The organism is Ruegeria sp. CJ2 (genome assembly GCF_056536745.1).
The window spans coordinates 1-18,060 of the sequence record NZ_JBQFQF010000013.1; the positions used below are offsets into that span (position 1 = coordinate 1).

General features: G+C 55.6%; 13 protein-coding genes. 4 read left to right on the top strand and 9 right to left on the bottom strand.

The genetic code is table 11. The features are described from left to right. Positions 1-318: 318 nt before the first annotated feature. The 4 genes from ACR0MS_RS17125 to ACR0MS_RS17140 form a co-directional block, all read right to left on the bottom strand. The gene (locus ACR0MS_RS17125; protein ID WP_480576597.1) at positions 319-876 is read right to left on the bottom strand and encodes a hypothetical protein; all 558 of its coding nucleotides are present in this window, start codon (positions 874-876) and stop codon (positions 319-321) included. Next, a complete protein-coding gene (locus ACR0MS_RS17130) occupies positions 876-1,280 on the bottom strand; it encodes a hypothetical protein (protein ID WP_480576594.1) in 405 nt (134 codons plus the stop codon). Before ACR0MS_RS17130 ends, ACR0MS_RS17125 begins: the two co-directional genes overlap by 1 nt. Then, on the bottom strand, positions 1,261-4,467 hold the full coding sequence (locus ACR0MS_RS17135; protein ID WP_480576591.1) for a caspase family protein: 3,207 nt from the start codon (positions 4,465-4,467) through the stop codon (positions 1,261-1,263). Before ACR0MS_RS17135 ends, ACR0MS_RS17130 begins: the two co-directional genes overlap by 20 nt. Before the next feature lie 1,846 nt (positions 4,468-6,313). Continuing rightward, entirely contained in the window at positions 6,314-7,360 is a 1,047-nt protein-coding gene (locus ACR0MS_RS17140) for a hypothetical protein (RefSeq protein WP_480576588.1), read from the bottom strand. A 173-nt stretch (positions 7,361-7,533) separates the two neighbouring features. Here ACR0MS_RS17140 and ACR0MS_RS17145 point away from each other — a divergent pair, with 173 nt between their 5' ends. From ACR0MS_RS17145 to ACR0MS_RS17160, 4 genes are all read left to right on the top strand, one after another. Further along, complete coding sequence (locus ACR0MS_RS17145; protein WP_480576585.1) at positions 7,534-8,145, top strand: hypothetical protein; 612 nt, start codon at positions 7,534-7,536, stop codon at positions 8,143-8,145. A gap of 38 nt (positions 8,146-8,183) precedes the next feature. Further along, the gene (locus ACR0MS_RS17150) at positions 8,184-8,843 is read left to right on the top strand and encodes a response regulator transcription factor (protein ID WP_480576582.1); all 660 of its coding nucleotides are present in this window, start codon (positions 8,184-8,186) and stop codon (positions 8,841-8,843) included. Continuing rightward, the gene (locus ACR0MS_RS17155) at positions 8,840-10,192 is read left to right on the top strand and encodes a sensor histidine kinase (RefSeq protein WP_480576579.1); all 1,353 of its coding nucleotides are present in this window, start codon (positions 8,840-8,842) and stop codon (positions 10,190-10,192) included. Before ACR0MS_RS17150 ends, ACR0MS_RS17155 begins: the two co-directional genes overlap by 4 nt. A 289-nt stretch (positions 10,193-10,481) precedes the next feature. Then, complete coding sequence (locus ACR0MS_RS17160) at positions 10,482-12,215, top strand: pilus assembly protein TadG-related protein (protein ID WP_480579000.1); 1,734 nt, start codon at positions 10,482-10,484, stop codon at positions 12,213-12,215. Between the two features lie 18 nt (positions 12,216-12,233). Here ACR0MS_RS17160 and ACR0MS_RS17165 read toward each other — a convergent pair whose 3' ends face one another. Genes ACR0MS_RS17165 through ACR0MS_RS17185 form a run of 5 tightly spaced genes read right to left on the bottom strand, consistent with a single transcriptional unit; the run spans position 12,234 to position 17,985 of the window. Continuing rightward, positions 12,234-13,244, bottom strand: coding sequence for an Ldh family oxidoreductase (locus tag ACR0MS_RS17165; protein ID WP_480576574.1), 1,011 nt, complete (start codon positions 13,242-13,244; stop codon positions 12,234-12,236). 10 nt (positions 13,245-13,254) lie between these two features. Further along, complete coding sequence (locus ACR0MS_RS17170; RefSeq protein WP_480576571.1) at positions 13,255-13,884, bottom strand: DUF3726 domain-containing protein; 630 nt, start codon at positions 13,882-13,884, stop codon at positions 13,255-13,257. Beyond that, on the bottom strand, positions 13,881-15,566 hold the full coding sequence (locus tag ACR0MS_RS17175) for a hypothetical protein (protein WP_480576568.1): 1,686 nt from the start codon (positions 15,564-15,566) through the stop codon (positions 13,881-13,883). Before ACR0MS_RS17175 ends, ACR0MS_RS17170 begins: the two co-directional genes overlap by 4 nt. Further along, a complete protein-coding gene (locus ACR0MS_RS17180; protein ID WP_480576565.1) occupies positions 15,563-16,540 on the bottom strand; it encodes a membrane dipeptidase in 978 nt (325 codons plus the stop codon). Before ACR0MS_RS17180 ends, ACR0MS_RS17175 begins: the two co-directional genes overlap by 4 nt. Further along, positions 16,540-17,985: an aldehyde dehydrogenase family protein gene (locus tag ACR0MS_RS17185; RefSeq protein ID WP_480576562.1), complete on the bottom strand. Its 1,446-nt coding sequence runs from the start codon at positions 17,983-17,985 to the stop codon at positions 16,540-16,542. Before ACR0MS_RS17185 ends, ACR0MS_RS17180 begins: the two co-directional genes overlap by 1 nt. Positions 17,986-18,060 lie beyond the last annotated feature (75 nt).

Consider the following 18,060-nt stretch of genomic DNA (forward strand, 5'->3'; position numbering starts at 1 on the left):
CCCACAGTGCACTGGGCTATCGCCCGCCAGCACCTGAAACCATCATCCCAATGGATTACAGGCCGACGATGCACTAACAATCAATTTGGACCAGTCAGATGAGGCTGCTCATTCCGGCGCCCCCAAAAAGGCAGAAATGACAGATCAGTTCGTGTGCTTAATAGCTCAGAATACACCAACAGTTTCTACATTCCCCGCCGGCGCACTCACATTCGGAAAGAAAATCCCGGTCGCATTCGGGCGGAAGGTGGCCTAATTGAACACTTGGGGCGGCTCAACGACGGGACAGGTCCAAAGCACATATCTATTTGGCAAAAATCAGCGTCTATCTATTATCTTTCTCAGTTTAGACAATCCTGACCCATAGCCATGATCAGGTTCGACTATGCCGTCGAGTGGTTCGGCAAAGTACTCCATGAACTGAGCAGCGGTCCCTCCGAAGAATATTTGAACTGTCTTTTTGTCACATATTCTTCCTTCCAGGCAGAGGCCCAGGCTGTTGAAGAAGTAGGTGACTGTTTCAAAGGCATTCTGGTTTTCGGAATCCACGAGGATGTTCTCTGTCACGCGCGTCAACAGCAATTTGCGAAACGCACCGTTCTCGCGGGCATTGTGGATTTCGTTGGCCGGTATCTTTTCAAACTCGAGAGCAAGGGCTCTGGCCAAAAGATCATATGCATCTTTTGCCCCATCGCTCTCCCATCTTTCGATATAGGTGAGCGTTCTCTCGACACGCAAACCCTTGGCATCACTAACATATTGAAAAGCAGCGACGACGATCCCAAGCGATCCGATGATCGTCAAAAGTGCGGCGAGTCCGTCAAGGAATGTTATCGATATCCCAAAAAGCTTGGGATCATCTTCGGTATTGGACATTAACAGCTCTCAAACAGGTCAAAAGTGACTGTAGGATCGAATTCCCCACTGTGGCTCTCGATCAATTCCTTCAGGCAGTTCAGGCCGAATTCGTCCAAAATGTAGACGGTCTTCAGGTTCGAGCTTTCGTGAGCATGTCCGAGTTCCGGCAGAGACGAAAGCGCCCGGTTTTTCACCCCGTCTTTCGCGGACGCACTACATGCTGCCAGATCAATGGTTGATCTTCCGTTCTCGCTCCTCGAAACCTCGTTCGCGATGCTTTCATATTCGGATATCACGCAGTCCGCGATCACGTCATTTACTTCGACAACCTCATCGCAAATGTAGCAGCTTCCCATCGCTATCGATGGTGCAAGTGTTATTGAGACAAGAACTGCGGCTGAACTAAAATAGTGAGTAATCACCAATGACTCTCCCTCTCGTCATCCAGGGCACTTGACGGCCTTCGCTCTGGGCGCGAACGATGGATTTGACTCCATTGGCCAATTCTGAAGACTCGATGCGCCCGTTCGCGTTCAAATCGTATGCGTCCCTCTGGGTGTTAATGACCCGCTCCACGGCAACTGAAAAAAGTCCTCCTTCCAGTTCATCGGATTCAATGGAAAACTGGCGCCCTTTCGCGGCTGCGAGGATGGTGATGTTTTCCGGAAGGTTCGTTAGGCCGTTCAAGGCGCCGTCGTTGGTCGCAAACATGCCGGACCCGGCGTCCCCTGAATGACACGCATCGATGAGTATTGTAATGCGCGCCTCGGTCTGCCGAAGCATCGCCGCGACATCTTCGAAGTTGAGGGCCGTATTCTTAAGATCACTCGGATCCGTGTCGTGCATTGCCAGGTAAAAGGACCCGTCGTCGCCCTGAAGCCCGTGACCGGCAAGAAACAAAACCGCATTTCCGGTCTTGTCCAAACCGTTCAACAAGTCTCGAATACCTGTGAGCGCCTCATCCGGCTTTGCACGCCGTCCACCGATGAAATTTGCCTTGTCAAAGGCAAGGTCCCCGTCCGGAATTCCGGCCAGGCTTGTCAGGATCCGGTCGGCATCTGCTTTGGCGTAGTTCAGGTTTTCCAACCGGGGGTGCTTGTAGCGGTCGACGGCTATTGCCAGGGCCCGGTTTTCCGCCGCAACAAGAGGCTTGCCCAAGTCGACGGTCAGCGGGGTGCTGGCAAGCCCTTCCTTTGACACGGCAATGATTGATGCATGTTGTGCACCTGCAAGCCGGTCAAACGTTGTGTCGACGAAATAGTCCGTTTCCTTAATCTGAAGTTCATTGGTCAAAATCCCATCCTGAAAGACCTGAAGCAGGGTGGCTTGTCGATCCGGTTGCAATTCGATTTCCGCGTGGATTTGTGCCCCATCGGTCGTAAGCTGGCCAGACAACGCAGGCGGAATTAAGATTTCCACAGGTTCAAATTCGTCAGCCCCCAGAAGGGATGGCAACAACGCGTCCCGGTAAAGCTTGGCGCTGAACCGGTCCAAGCTGAACTGCTCATCCAACCCGGGAAATCTGAGGTCAATCAGGCTGGCGGCTTCTGCCGTGGCGTCAAAGAAATACTCGGGCGACCATACGGCTATCTCGTCTTCAACCACCCTGCCTGCAAAAGCTTGTTCGCCGGACGAGATGCTCCACCCATAGAAACTGCCGTCGCTGTTTATCTGGATGATATGAGAGCCGTCGGCAGTCAGGGCCACGTCGACCAAAAGGTCGCCGGAAGGCAAATCTTCGAACTCGCGCACGACCTTGCCGGATTTGAGGTCATAGGCAATCATCCGGCCATTTCCAGGTGCCAGCAATACAAGTGTTTCCCCGAAAAGAACCGCGTCGAATATGTTCTCTTCAAAACTGCGGACGTAGTTTGCCCCCAAGAAGTGGTTTTGCGAAATCGAAGCGTCTTCGAGAACCTGAACGTTCATTTCATCTGTCGTGTTCAAAACAAACAGATGCACGCTGCCTCTTAGCGATCCACCGGTTGCACCCGAAACACAATACGCACGCCCGACCAGAACGCTTCCACCCCGGAATGAGATTTTGTCCAATTGAGCAATGTTCTCTGGAATTGCCAAATATCCCGGAGTCGGCAAAACCGTTTGCTCTGTTATGTCAGCCTCTACAGGCAAACTGAGCGAGCCATCGTTTCGGCGTGAGCCAAGGTAATCGAAGCATGATCCCGCGGACAGGTTTTTGGCCGGTTCAGGAAGCAACTCAACGCGCCAGTTCGTATTTGCGGTCACATCCTGAAGGGCTGATTTAAGTGTCTTCAACTCTTGCGCGTTTCTGTACGTCGACCCTTCGGCACCAAGAGGTGTCTCTTCCGGCTCAACAAGTCTTTCGCCTCTTGTTCCTTGCGCCAGAGAGATTCCTATCCTCTCGAAAGCACCTTCGGCGCCTGCTTCTGCACCACCAGCACCTCTGAACAAAGAAGCCATCTGGATTTTTTCGTCAGCAACCTGATTGTTGACCGCCACTCCGATTTCGACAATCGGCTTCTGCTCGGCTTTGGCAAGATTCGTCGCACTGAACCCTGGCTCGGTAGAAACCGGTGAAACAAGCCCAACGCTTCGCAACAGGGTCACTTGCAAAGCGGGTGACCAATCTTGTGTGGACAGATAACCCGTACCAACGCCTTCGCGTGCGAAAACACTTCCATGCAACGGGCTTAGGGCGTACCCCAATGATCCCCTGACCTCTACCAACGCGTTTTCAGTGCTGAAGTGGACTTGCGTTGCATCCGGATTGGCAACGCAGCAGGCGGGACCTGTGAGTTGATTTTCCACCACCTTTCGATTGCTAAATGTTAGAGCCGCCTCAACTTTTCCCCAAGGCGCATTCGAGCCGAATACAAAACTGTCGGCAGCTCCCCAATAGAGCGTGTCTTTATAGATTCTGAGTTTGCCGACCGTTTCCCCATCGACAACATCTATCAACTCGTGATGCTCGTCATGCAGCACGATCAAAAACCGCCCAGTCGGAGACAAGGTGGCGTTTGAACCTGCTCTCTCAACAATCTCGGACCCTGTGGCGGAACTTATGATGCGAAACCTGTTCTCTCCGGCAAGAACTCTTCGGTCAAACTGTGGAATATCGACGTAATGGGTCAGATCTTTTTGGCTTTCCGCCGTTCCGACAACCAATTGCGCCGGCTTGGGATTGACTGGCATTGCATATGACTGCGTATCCAGAACAACCTCTTTGTCACACGCACGCAGGTAAGCGATAAGAGCGACATCCAGCTCCAGCTTTCCCGCTTTGAGTGGCTCGATGGCGACTTTACCTGATGTCCCGGTGCCTCTGGCCCACAGGGGTACAAAGGCGCGGGTTTGTTGCTTCGCGTGGCTTAGGCCGAATGGGCCAAGCGCCTCGGGCCCAAGCGTCATAACACCCAAACCCCTGGTTCGAAAATGGTCAGGTGAACTCGCCACGATCCAGACGGGAATGCGGTCTTCCAGCGAATTGCCGGACCACTCTATCTCAACCGGCGCACCCACGCGCTGGGTCTTCTGTGGGACACTGATCTGAAGCGATGAAGCCAGGCGTTCCAAGGCCTCCATTTCGGCATTGCACGACTGCCCCAGCCCTGCCGATGCTTTTCGCACACGCGATACAAAACCTTCTTCTGTGTCCCCTTCTTTCCAGGTGACCGTTGCGTCGACTTTCGGCAGCGGTCCACGTGTCGGTGGGTATGGTATCGATTTGTTTTCTATCTGGATATGAGAGGAAGCGGCGCCTTTGAACGAAACCATTTTTCCAGCCCGGGACTTCAACAAACAGACGCGCCCGGCGTCCTCGTTCCAGGTGTACCCACGGCAATTCTCTGTCCATGCACAAAGTGCCTCGCACTGATTTCTGGACAGATCTCGCATCAAACTCCGGTCTAAAGGGGTTCGAAGGTCATTACCCGGGATGTCAGCCGCAAAGCGTTTACCGAACGCATTGAAGGGCACCGGATCCATGTCCAGCTCAAATGTGGACTCATCGGTTCTGCGCTTGTACCCCGCTGACCAGCCCGAACTAGCGTCTTTCGCTTGGCCTGAACCCGAGCAAATCGCCTTAAGGGACTTGATGGCCGCGGAGGACCCGCGGAGCGAGACTGTGACAGCCCGAAATCCGAAACTCGCGCGCATCTTGGAACCTCTGCGCATATCGGAAACGACGCCTGAGTTGCGATCCACAAGAATAGAAGCGCCACCGCGATCCTCGACGAACTCGCCCCGGCCAGAGCGATATCCATCGACTGAAATCTGACCGATGCCCTTTCGAATTCCAGCGCCCGTTACATTGAGCACATAATTGTTGCCGGATGCGCACCGAAGGGCAATGCAGTTGTCCGGGCGATTTGGGTTGCACGTACGCGCTTCATCGTTTTGGACAGTCCAACTTGAGCCCTGAGCGACAGCTTCTGAAGAACAAGGAAACAAAAACGCTGAAGCAACAGCGAGCTTGGATAAGTATTTTTTTGAAATCATTAGATTCTTTGGGCCGTTTCAATCTTGAGGAGAAACCTGATAACATCACTATCGGCGTGACTAAAAGTTTCTAGACCAAATCTCCTTTATCACCCCAATTGTTGCAAAACTAAAACAGCACTTAGTGCCGTGAACTCGGTATCCACTGCTCGTAACCGGTTAGTTTCATCATGTTGCTCCGCCTTTTACCCTCACGCCATGCCAGTGCTAGTGAAGCGCCCAGCATTAAAGTCCGATCTGTCGAGGCCATGGCGCCAAACCGGCCCAAGAACGATCCACGCCGATCTGAACTGAGTACGCAATCTGCGCAGCTTTGAAAAAGAGTAGTAAGGGCCAGAGTACCTTTTTTGTTTCTAGGCGTTATCCTAGAGGCCGTTGTACTTGCAGCGTGAAACAATGACGAAATTGATGGAAAATCCGAATGTTTCTTCCTGTACCACTTCTGTACCATCGCAAAAAAAGTGGACAAAGCTCGATCTGGGCGAGAAGTTCTTCGGGCATGAGCTTAAGGAAGTCCTACGGAAGATTGAAAAATCTCTTAAAAACAAATCCTTGATCTTCTAAGGCCCAATAAAATAGGCAGCCGTTTTCAAGTGAACGTTTGACCAAATTGGATTGAAAATCCTCGTGTCGGTGGTTCGATTCCGCCCCCGGCACCATTTTAAAATCCAACGCTTTGATTTTTTCGGTTTCGTTGAAGGCTCTCGAAGAGCTGTTAACTATTTTACGCGTACAAATAGCCAGTTTTGCCAAGGCTATTACTTTGACACTCAGACAAAGTGAAAACCCGCCCCCAATAAGGGGCGGGCTTTCTTCGCTTCTAGAGTAAGTAATATGCGCGCTTCGAAAAAATGAAGACGCTTCCGGTAAAAATCTTTGTTCGGGTTTCCGGGCCAGCCTGAGTTCATGTAGGTGGATGTATAGGCTGGCCCGGCACTCGTTGCCTCCGTGAGTATTTGGGCAAGGAGTTCAGAATTTATTCGAGGCCAAGCATGGCTTTGACCGTTGCCTCCACTTCGTCAGTTACAGGTTTGTTCGCGGCGTTTTCCAACGCCTCACGTTCTAGCTCAGGTTGTGCCTCGACTTGCTCGGTCAGGTCGTCGACCTCTTCCACCGCGTCCTCGTATTCGTTGGCGGCCTGAAGCTCATCGTTCAGGGCCTGAGCTTCGTCGATTGACTCGTCCAATTCACCTTGGGCGGCTTCCAACTGCCCCAGCAACTCGTCGCTTGGTTCGTCGGTTTCGTCCACCTGTTCCTGAAGGCCATCAACGATTTCCTGGTTCTCCTGTACCTCGGAAAGAGCGGTTTCCAGATCATCTTCGATCAAGTCGATTGGGCGTTCCGGTGTCTTGAGGCCATCCAGAAATTCTTGGGCTTCCTCCAGGTCTTCGCGCAATTCTTCCCCCGCAAGAACCGTGTCACGATACGCGGCTATCCGTCCCACGCGCGAGTTTGGCGAGGCGTTCAGCAGCGCGGTTTCGCTTGCATTTGCGGCGTTCAACGCGCCCAGCTCTGATGGATGCGCGGCCAACAACGCAGCCGCTTTATTCCCAGCCGTGCGAGCAGTTGGACGAATGGACTGGGTCACTTCTACATTCTTAGCCGGTTTCGACGATGTTGAAGTTGCTTTGCGGCTGGATTTCGTAGTCTTGGTGCCTTCAAAGAAGCTTTTCAGAGAAAAGCCTTTGCCTGTTCCCGATTTCGAGCCGGAGCCATTCGTCTTGGCGAAACCGCGACCGGAAAGGCCAAACCCCTGGCCCTTGTTCGCCCCTGATGCACCCTGACCCTTGCGACCATTCTCGGAGCCGCCGCTTTTCCCTTTGTCGCCGCCATTGCCCCCGCCGTTACCATTGCCGCCGCCGTTACCATTGCCGCCACCATTGCCGTTGCCGCCGCCGTTACCATTGCCTTCTTTTGCGATGGCGGCATCAGGAACGGCAATCACACCCACGATTGCAACAGACCCTGTAAGGGCGATTGCGATTGATGTGGCTTTCAGCAGGCTGGCGGTTTTGGTTTTCATTTTGAGCTCTCGTGCAAATCTCTTTTCAAAAACGTAGTCAATCGTAACAGAATCACCTGATGCACTCATTTGAACTGATGTAGGCTGAACACACGCGAAACCGATTGTTAATCAACGGTTCACTTTGTTTTTTTTAGGCTTTACGCTCTCGAGCGCGATTTTGAGTGACGTCGATGATGAAGCATTTTGCGATAGTGGTCTGTGCTTCTCTTCTCCTTGTAGGAGAAGGGGATGCTGCGCCACGCGAGCTTAAGCATTCGGAACTGCGAAAAGTCACAAGATCAGGTGGTGCAATTCGCCTGAAAAACGTGATCAAAGGTGTCGAGAAAATATTCGGAGGGACACCTGTCGACGCGCGCGCATTCGAGGCCGAAGGGATCTATTACCGCATCTTGGTTAAAAAGACGAATGGTAGCATTATCAGTGTGATAGTGGATGCAAAGACCGGGTTTGTGGTGCCGAACAAGTCCAGCCTCGGCCGGCAGATAAAGGAAGCGGCGCGATCCAATCTTGGCAACTCGGCAACCGCGAAAGCGCAGGCTAACCTGAATGGTCTTTCAGCAAACCGTGGTGTTGGCAACCGTGGCGCAAGCGGGAATAGCGGCGGTAACGGCAACAGCAATAGCGGTGGTAACGGCAACGGTAATAGCGGCAACAGTGGCGGTGGCGGCAGCGGAAACAGCGGTGGCGGCAACGGTGGTGGAAGCGGCGGCGGCAACGGTGGCGGTGGCAACGGCGGCGGCAATGGTGGCGGAAACGGAAACAGTGGCGGCGGGAAGAGATAATTGATGAACAATCGCGACGATACCTGTAACTTTTTCGCATGAGAATATTACTGGCAGAAGATGAGCCGCACCTGTGCTCACAAATAAAGAAGCTCCTGAATGCTGAAGGGCGCGTGGTTGATATTGCCCATACTGGGCTGGAAGCCCTTCATTTGGGCTCCACCGAACCTTACGACGTTATCATTCTGGACGTTGGCCTTCCAGAACGGGACGGGATCTCGGTTCTGCGCGAATGGCGTGATGAAGGCGTAAAAACCCCTGTTTTGATCCTGACCGCCCGCGATGGCTGGAGCGATCGCGTTGATGGTTTGGATGCGGGCGCTGATGACTATATGGTCAAACCGTTCCACATGCCGGAATTGGCCGCGCGGATACGTGCAATTCTGCGTCGTCAAAGCGGGCAACTTAATCCATTGATCGAAATGGGCGATGTGGTTCTGGATCCGAAGAACGGGCGCGTGACCGTCAAAGGCGTTCCCGTCGAATTGACCGCTCAGGAAATCGCGGTGCTTGGGTATCTTTGTCACAATCGCGGCCGCCTGATCTCCAGAATGGAGCTGTCGGAACATATCTATGAATATGACGGAGATCGGGATTCGAACACGATTGCCGTGTTCATTACGCGCTTGCGTAAGAAGCTGGGGTCCGACCTGATCAAGACCGTCCGGGGCCGAGGTTACATGATCGACAGCGAATGATGTTTTCACTTCGTGAGCGGGCATTGTTGGGAGGAGTGCTGTCCGGCGCTGTGTCCGTCGTAGTGAGCACTCTGGCCGTATTTTCCTATATCAACGCCAGAGTGTCAGACCAGTTCGATACCGCGCTGCGCGACCGCCATACTCAACTTGTGGTTGGTCTGAGCGTGACGACCGAAAACCCCGATGCACTGCGCAATCTGATGTTTGATCCGGCCTATAGCACGCCGTATTCAGGTCGGTACTGGCAAGTGACGGGAAGTGACGGCGAAACCTATACCTCGTCCTCTTTGTTTGACGAAACGCTGGCCGAACCTGCAACTGCGTCAGAGGAGCCAGCCCTGTGGAATACGGCAGGCCCGGACGGAGAGGCTGTTCGGAGTATTTACCAGGAGATTTCCTACGAAGACGGAACCATCTGGGGGATCAGCGTCGCCGAAAGCCGCGCGCAACTTTTTGAAGAGAGGCGCGCAGCACAGCGCAGCCTGTTGCCCGCCTTTGCACTGCTTGGGCTGATCGGCGTTGCAGGGTCGTTGCTGCTGGTGTCGGTCATCATGGGCCCTTTGCAGAAACTTCGGAATGATGTGGCGCATCGCTGGGACACGGATGAAGGTTTGAAGCCGGAAGACTATCCCGAGGAAGTGTCGCCGCTTGTTGAGGAACTCAAACAGTTGTCGCGGCGAAACCGCGATATTGTCGCGGGGTCAAGACGGCAGTCTGCGGATCTTGCCCATGCTTTAAAGACACCAACGGCCATTTTGCGCAACGAATTGATTAACCTATCCGAAAGCGGTTCCGAGACGGAAATCGCCGAAGAAGCCTTGGGTAGAATTGATGCGCAGCTCAGCCGGTCATTGGCAAGAATGCGGGCAATGAACACCGCGGAACTGAGCCATTTGCAAACGGACCTGTCGAACTCGATCGACCGGCTCGCGCGTTTGTTTTCGTCCATGGCGGAAAGAGAAGGCAAGACATTCGAGGTTGCGCGCCCCTCGGGGCTGTGGGTGCGCATGGACCCGCAGGATATCGAAGAGGTCCTGGGCAATCTGATGGATAACGCCCTGAAGTGGTGCAAGTCGTCGGTGCGGGTGTCGGCCACATCAAAATCAAAGACCATCGAAATCTGCATTGAAGACGACGGGCCGGGAATAACCGAGGAAGATCGGCGCGAAGCTTTGCGATCCGGGGGGCGGTTGGACACTTCGGTGACAGGCAGTGGCCTGGGACTGGCGATCGCAGTCGATTTGCTTAACGCCTACGGAGCGAAACTGGACTTGGGAAGGTCCAAGTCGATGGGGGGGTTGGAGTGCCGCGTGACTGTTTATTCCGGAAGCAAGAAAACAGTGTCCTGAGTCTTTGAGTGGCAAAAACTCGGCGGTCCATTTGAAATGAACCCACAATTGGATTTGCCGCGTTTGGAATTGTAATTGCCCGCCGAAGGTCTCAAGCCCGCACGTTCATATTAGGTAAAAAACACATTCATCTTTGATTAATTAACGGTTAATTTCGAGTAGCCTAAATGCCAACTCGACGACTTCTTGACGGCAAATTCATCCTGCATCGTGTCACAAATATCTTGATGCAATGGAGAGCGAAATGTCGTCAGGACGTGTCTGGGGGTCTTCGAAATCGCAACGCTTTATGTTGCGTAATAAACAGTCAAAATCTTTCGCGACGCAGGAAGATGGCGGGTTAACAATTTTTGCCTTGCTCATGTTTGTTACCATTTTTGCTTTGACGGGTATTGCCGTCGACGTCATGAACTATGAGCGCGACCGCGCCAATCTTCAGTGGACGCTTGATAATGCCGTACTTTCGGCGGCCAGCCTTGAGCAAAAGCTGGATCCGGCTGAGGTGGTACAAGCCCATTTGGACGTGCGCGGGCTGGGGGCGTACCAAAGCAGCATCAGCGTTCAGGATGACTATCTGGATCGTACCGTTACCGCCAGCTTGTCGAAAGAGTTCTCTACGAATTTCATGCAGTTCAGCGGTGTGGATTCGCTGCCGCTGAACGTATCATCTGCGGCAAATGAAGCTGCCCCACATACCGAAATTTCCCTGGTGATCGACATTTCGGGCAGTATGGGAAGCAACAACCGCATGGAGCTAATGCAGGCAGCGGCCAAGGCTTTCATCACAAAAAGCCTGAGCAGGAACGAGGACCCAAGCACTGGTCAAAAATCTGATAAACAAACTTCGATCAGTGTGGTTCCGTTCGCAGGTCAAACCAACCCGGGCGCCACAATGTTTGAATACTTGGGTGGCGAGCGTTTCGGGACAACGACCGAAGAAGACTACTTCCAGGAATGGGAGCAGGACGTGTCGAACGTCGTCTTCTGGTTCGACACAGATAATCCAAGTGATGGTGTCGCGGATTTCTCAGCGAAGATCGAAGGGTATCCGGGTAACGATGTTGAGCTTTTCAACAAGGATGACGTGGATACCTACCATCACTACGTGAAGGATTTCATCATCTCGAAAACCGAAGCTTTACCGGACACAGCCAAGATGCTGGGGGCGTCCATCAAAGGTGGTAAACAGACCACGAAGTACTTCAGTATTGATCGTACGGTTACGACTGACGGGTCTACCAAATTCAATCAGGTGGATTTGGAGTATCAATTCGACGAGTTCTACTCCTACGTTTCGACCATTCCAAACAATGTGTCGTCCTGTCTTGAGATGGAGTATTCGGACTTCATGACCTCTCAGCTCCCGTCGGCTTCCAATGTTCAGGTGCCTTACTTCGTGAACTGGGACTATGATGAGACCACTCAGAATTGGGGTTGGTGCCCTGATGATGAGATGAGCATCAAATACGCCCAGAACGACGAGCTTTTGCTGAACAACTTCATCGACAATCTGCGCCTGTTCGACGGTACGGGGACCAACTACAGCCTGAAATACGCGCTGGCACTGCTGGATCCCTCGTCACGTGACGCCTTTGCGCATCTCAGCGCAGCAGGTGAAATCCCGGCAGAGTTCGCGAACCGTCCGCTGAATTGGGATCACGAGGACACCTCGAAATACATCGTGATCATGACGGACGGCCGCACCAGCCCGCAGGTTCGTCCCACCGACCAGATGGAAGAGGAAAACGGTTTGACGGAACTGATATCCCGCCCGTCTGAAGACACGACCATTACGTCTTCGCAGACGACGAACCTTCAACTGTTCAAGCAGCAGTGCGAATTGGCCAAAGCGAACAACGTGATTATCTATGCCGTTGCTTTCGAAACGTCCGATCAGGCAGCAGCCGAAATCAGGGCATGCGCCTCATCGCCGTCTCACTACTACGAAGTAACGGGTGATGAGATCATCGACTCGTTCGTGTCCATCGCGGGCTCGATCCAGAAACTGCGACTCATCCAGTGAGGTCAAAGTAAAGGTCGGTTACTGGAGGATTGCTTCGATCTTGCCCAGCGTGGCGACGTTGACTGCTACTCCAGTATCCTGCGCAGCAATGCGTTTGGCGCACCTCCCGTCCCCGGGCAGGTGCGCCCCGTCTTGTGAACGGATCGCAGAGACGAGTTCGCCGATACCTGATGCAAACGCGTCCTCGGACGTGGCCGAAGGGTCGATTGCAATAAAAAACTGCCCGGTTTTCGGTGGCCCTCCGGCCGTTCCGGAAAAGGGTGACGCGTTCAGGCCCAAAGTGGCCCCAGTCAAAGCGGCCGCCATGATTTCCGTAAGCAACGCGACGCCCACTCCCTTGTAGCCCCCCGAAGGTGCCATTGATCCCTTCAGGCCGACATTCGGGTCGGTCGTGGGGTTTCCGTCAGCGTCCAGCGCCCAGCCAACCGGAATGGGTTTTCCTTCACGGGCGTGTTTCATAACTTCGCTCTTGGCAATGGTGCTGGCGCTTTGGTCGATCAAAAGCGCAGGTTGGCCGTCCGTGCCGGGGGCAGCGATCGAGAATGGGTTGGTTCCAACCACGGGTTTGGAGCCACCCGACGGTGCGATGGATGCTGGAGCATTGGTAAAGCCCAGCCCGACCAACCCAGCCTGTGCAAGGCGATATGTGTGATAGCCGAGAACGCCGCAGTTATAGCTGTTGCGGATGGCAAGCGCCGCAATGCCCTGTTCGCGCGCGGCAGGGATCAGCGCATCAAACCCGGCGTCAATGGCCGGATGCGCAAAACCAGTGGCGGCATCCACCGAAACCACACCGGGTCGGGGGCGCGCCAGAACCGGCTGGGCCTTTCCATCGACCTTGCCGCACTGAACATGCTCGCAATAGATCGGGATATAGGCGAGGCCGTGGCTGGCGACTCCGTCCGCCTCGGTCGCGGCTGTTGCAACGGCCAGAGGGCGCGCGTTGGCCTCGCTTGTACCGGCGGCAACAAGGGCGCGAAAGGCGAGGTCTTCGATTTCGGTCAGGGTCAGGGTGCGGGTTTCAACCATTTCAATCTCTTTAATCGTTGTCGGACAGACCCGCGCCAGCACCACGCAGGCGGGACTCTTCGGTTGCGGGAGCATAGGTGCGGTGGGCAAAGCGGGTCAGGGCGGACCAAGCCGCCGGATCAGGTGTTGCGCGTGACTGCCGCTGATGAGGCAGGGGCGCAACCTCTGCTAACCGCACAGTAACGGATTGGGCCTGATCCGGCATCGCCCCGGTCAGGTGCAGGGCAATCCCATCTGTTTGCGCCTCTGCGCCGTCGATCGTGATCGCGACGCCTCGGTTCAAAATGCGAGCGGCGTTGGATGTGAAGGGCAGCAGCAATGTGGGAGCACTAACATTGGTTATCGTGACGGGGGCTGCCCCTAAGATTCCCGCACTGTCAGAAAGCGCACAGCCAGTGGCAAGCGGGCACAGCACATCCGTTCCGGTCCAGGTTTCACCGGAAATACAGGGCGCGTGTTTCTCAGGCGCGTGTGCCAGATTCTGGTGCAGCAAAGATGCAAGCGCCGCCACGCCGTCCAACCCTTGGGCGCAAAGCCAGCGGGTCGCCTTTCCCGCCTCTTCCGCATGCCCCCAAGTATAACCTGCGCCACGGGCGGCACGTTTGGCGGTCGCTTCGATCTCGTTTAGCGAAAAGCTCATGCTGCAGGCTCCGGGTAGACCCAAGTATCCGCCGTGTCATCAGACAGTTCTTCGGGATAGGGCGCGCCTGCATACATGCAGATCCGAACCCAACGATCAGAACGTGGGTCGAAATGGGTTGCGCCAAAGAACGAGAGCTTGGCGCGCAGCATGTCGATGGGCATGACTTCGGCGCTGATCGTGTTGTCGCGGATTTCTCCGTAGGGGGCGACACGTCCAATCTGTGCGCGCCGGATGGTGTGCCGATGTTCCGGGTGCTGCAACAGGAAATCGCGGATTGGAGTCTCGCCGTGCCAGTCAGCAAGCACCTTATACGCCGCCGCTGCGTCCCGCGCGGGGGCCAGGGGTTGTTCGTATTCGGCGATGGGTTCTTCAAACCGTTCGCCCAATCTGGGTTCCAGCTTTTCTTCGGACACATACCAGGCGCGGGCGCAATTCGGCTCGGCCGCCCAATCCAGTTCAAGCGCCCATTCAAAGTTGCTCAGGATCAGATCGCGGACCTCGGACACCGGCATCGCACCGTCGATGATTTGCGCATTCAGGTTGTTGTCAGCCATGCAACTTGCCAACCCGTCCACCAGATCGCCATAGGGCTCCAGCATCAGCGATGCGAGCAATTCCTGACCTTCCTCGCTCAGCGCGTCCTCCGCCCATAAGATCAGGCGGTCCCACGGGTTGTCCTGCGTCAGGACATCCCCGTCCAGATGGTTCGAGATTTCCTGAATGTCTGACGTCAACGCCGCCAGCTTCCTGATTTGGACAGGATGCTCGGATTGCCACCACGACAACGACAATTTGCTGCGGTCAAAAATGCTCTGGAATTGCGCGATTTCCACGTCAGAGGCTCTGGGCAAGGACCGCACGCGCGCGATCGCCTCTTCGCGCACCATGATCCAGTTGTTGAACAGGATCGGATGGTTCACGATAAACGGCGCCATACCCAGCCCCGTCGAATTGCCGATGCCCAGCCAGCGGGCGATGGCAGGGTCCAGATCGGCTGTTTTCTCTCCGCCTTTGACGCGGGCCATGTGCTGAACCAGATCGCGGACAAATGTGCGGGTCAGGTAGACCGAAAGCATTTCGGTCTGGAACGGGGCGTTCAATTCCGGGCGGTCGGCGGTCTTTTCCCGGTCCGCCGCGCCGAATTTGCCAGAGCCGTACACAGCCGTCGTGCGCATCAGGTAGCCGACGTCGTAAATTTGATCGAGGTCCGGTTGTTGGCCATCGGCCAGCCTGTCGACGACATGCGCCCATAAGCGCACAGAGCGGTTCGCGCGCGACAGGGACAATTCCCGTTCACTGACGCGGCCAGCCTCCTGCAAGGGAACATTCTGGGCAAGGCGTTCGATATCCTGCGCGGTCGGAACGCCGTCGAACAAAGTGAAAGTGGCGTCCCAAGCTTCGGCAATCACCCGGTCAGATCGTTGTTCGGGGGGCAGGTCATGTGCGAAGGCGACCAGCGAATAGGCATGGTCCGGGCCTTGTGCGGCATAGACGGCGTGGCCGACCCCGTTTGCGTCGATGTCAAAAACAGGTCGGGTAAAGGACCATTCCTCGCGCGCCATGCGTCGCGTCAACTGCCGCATAAAGCTGAGGCGGCATTGGTGCAGGGACCCTAGCCGCGACAGGCGCATGACCTGAGCGGGGTCTCTGCGGGCGATATGGTGGCCGGATTCGTTCATTTCCCCTGCGGTCCGAAATTCTGATCAAAGAAGCGGTACCAATTCCCGCCCATGATACCCGAAACCTCATCTGCGTTCATGCCAACTGCGCGCAGTCCGGCCTCGATATTTCCGAAATCGCGGTTGTCCTGAAACCAGCCGGGCATCGGCGGAAAGCCGGGGGCCGAGGCCGAGCCTTCGCCATAGTCGATCTCTTTCGTCCAGCGTCCGACGCGCATCCATTCGACCACGCTGTCGGGCTGGTCCTGACACAGATCGGTGCCGATCCCCAGATGCTGAACCCCGTATCTGTCGGCGGTGCGGGCGATCATCTCGCAAAAGCTCTCCAACGTGCAGGCGGATTTGCCTTTCAGGTGATGAGGGTAGACCGAAAAGCCCAGCATCCCACCGTTTTCCGTTACCGCCCGGATTACTGCGTCGCGTTTGTTGCGAAGGGCGGGGGCCCAATCATGGGGGTTGGCGTGCGTGATGGCGATTGGGCGCTCGGACAATTCAGCAGCCTCGATGGTCGAACGATCGGCTGAATGGCTCATGTCGACCACAAGACCCACGCGGTTCATCTCTTTGATCACCTGCTTGCCCATACGGGTGATGCCGGTGTCTTCGGCCTCATAGCAGCCGGTCGCCAGCAGGGATTGGTTGTTATACGTGAGCTGCATGAACCGGGCACCCAGATCGTGCAGGATTTCGACCAGACCGATATCGTCTTCGATGGGCGAGGGGTTCTGAAAGCCGAAAAACACCGCCGTCCGCCCGGTTTCGCGCGCTGTGTCGATGTCGCTGGCCCAACGGCCTTTCATGATCAGGTCCGGAAATTGCTCGAACCAGCGGTTCCACTTTTCAAAGTTCAGAACCGTTTCGCGGAAGTTTTCATGATAGGAGATGGTGACGTGGATGGCGTCCACACCACCTTCGCGCAGTTGCCGGAATATCTTTTCCGACCAATTCGCGTATTGCAGCCCGTCGATCCGCATCAGACCGGGGTTCCTGCGCTGATATAAGCGGTTTTGACGGTGGTGTAGAATTCCGCCGCCGCTTTGCCCTGTTCACGCGGGCCGTAAGAGCTGTCGCCGCGCCCGCCGAAGGGCACGTGATAGTCGGTGCCCGCCGTGGGCAGGTTCACGGTGACGACGCCTGTGCGCGCGTTGCGGCGGAAATGGGTGGCGCGGGCGAGGCTTTGGGTGACGATGCCCGAGGTCAGGCCGAAATTTGTGTCGTTGACGACGCTCAGCGCTTCCTCATAGCTGCCTACTTTGATGACGCTGGTTAGCGGCGCGAACATTTCTTCGCGGTTGATGCGCATGTCGTTGGTGGTGTTCAGGAACACTCCGGGCGACATATAGAACCCGTCATGCGGCATCTCCAGTCGCGCGCCCCCGCAGGCGAGTTCCGCTCCCTCAGACTTGCCCAGATCGACATAGGCGAGGTTTTCCTGCAACTGCTGCTCGCTGACGACCGGTCCCATCTGAGTGCCGTCTTCCAGCGCGTGCCCGACCTTCATGGCTTGCGCACCGGCGACCAGTTTCTCGACGAACGCATCATGGATGCCCGCATGGACCACCAGCCGCGACGAGGCCGTACATTTCTGTCCGGTGCCACCAAACGCACCACCCAGCGCCAGTGTCACCGCCAGGTCCAGATCGGCATCGTCCATCACGGCCAGCGCGTTCTTGGACCCCATCTCCATCTGCACCTTGGTCAGGTTCTGAATGGCCGCTGCCGCAATGCCCTTGCCCACCGGCACCGACCCGGTGAAAGAGATCGCGTTCACCTTGGGGCTTTCCACCAGCCGTTGCCCGATGCTGCGCCCGGACCCCATCACAAGGCTGAACAGACCCTTGGGGATATCCTGACGTTCGATGATCTCGGTCAGCGCCACGGCCGAGGCCGGGGTGATGTTCGCAGGCTTCCACACCACCGCGTTGCCGAAGCACAGCGCCGGTGCGATCTTCCACGAGGCGGTCGCGGTCGGAAAGTTCCACGGGCTGATGATGGCGACAGTGCCCACGGCCTCGCGCCGCACGTCAATCTCAACGCCGGGGCGGACAGAATCCGCGTTCTCACCAATCTGACGCAGGCACTCGGCAGCGTAATAGGTAAAGAACTGACCAGCGCGATAGACCTCGCCCTTGCCTTCGGCCAGAGGTTTACCCTCTTCGCGCGACAGAAGCGTGCCCAGTTCCTCGGCCCGGGCCATGAGTTCGGTGCCAATGGCGTTCAGAACCGCTTGCTTGCGTTCGGGCAGGTAGGCGGCCCACTCGACCTGCGCGGCACGCGCCTGATCCAGCGTGGCTTCCAACTGATCTGCGCTGGCCTGCGCGAAGGTGCCGACCAGATCGCTCAGGTCCGAAGGGTTGCGGTTTTCGATTTCGGATTCACCTGCCAGCCATTCGCCGGCAATCAGATTCAATTTGGTCACAATGCGCCCCAGAGTCGTATTTTGGTCGCGCGTAGTGTGCGGGGGTCTTGTCGCATCAGTCAAACTCAAATAAAT

Bases quoted from the DNA above. Each gene is read 5' to 3' on its own strand.
- ACR0MS_RS17145 (WP_480576585.1), top strand. From the start codon at position 7,534: ATGATGAAGCATTTTGCGATAGTGGTCTGTGCTTCTCTTCTCCTTGTA.
- ACR0MS_RS17140 (WP_480576588.1), bottom strand. From the start codon at position 7,360: ATGAAAACCAAAACCGCCAGCCTGCTGAAAGCCACATCAATCGCAATC.
- ACR0MS_RS17150 (WP_480576582.1), top strand. From the start codon at position 8,184: ATGAGAATATTACTGGCAGAAGATGAGCCGCACCTGTGCTCACAAATA.
- ACR0MS_RS17125 (WP_480576597.1), bottom strand. From the start codon at position 876: ATGTCCAATACCGAAGATGATCCCAAGCTTTTTGGGATATCGATAACA.
- ACR0MS_RS17180 (WP_480576565.1), bottom strand. From the start codon at position 16,540: ATGCGGATCGACGGGCTGCAATACGCGAATTGGTCGGAAAAGATATTC.
- ACR0MS_RS17175 (WP_480576568.1), bottom strand. From the start codon at position 15,566: ATGAACGAATCCGGCCACCATATCGCCCGCAGAGACCCCGCTCAGGTC.
- ACR0MS_RS17170 (WP_480576571.1), bottom strand. From the start codon at position 13,884: ATGAGCTTTTCGCTAAACGAGATCGAAGCGACCGCCAAACGTGCCGCC.
- ACR0MS_RS17165 (WP_480576574.1), bottom strand. From the start codon at position 13,244: ATGGTTGAAACCCGCACCCTGACCCTGACCGAAATCGAAGACCTCGCC.
- ACR0MS_RS17160 (WP_480579000.1), top strand. From the start codon at position 10,482: ATGTTGCGTAATAAACAGTCAAAATCTTTCGCGACGCAGGAAGATGGC.
- ACR0MS_RS17155 (WP_480576579.1), top strand. From the start codon at position 8,840: ATGATGTTTTCACTTCGTGAGCGGGCATTGTTGGGAGGAGTGCTGTCC.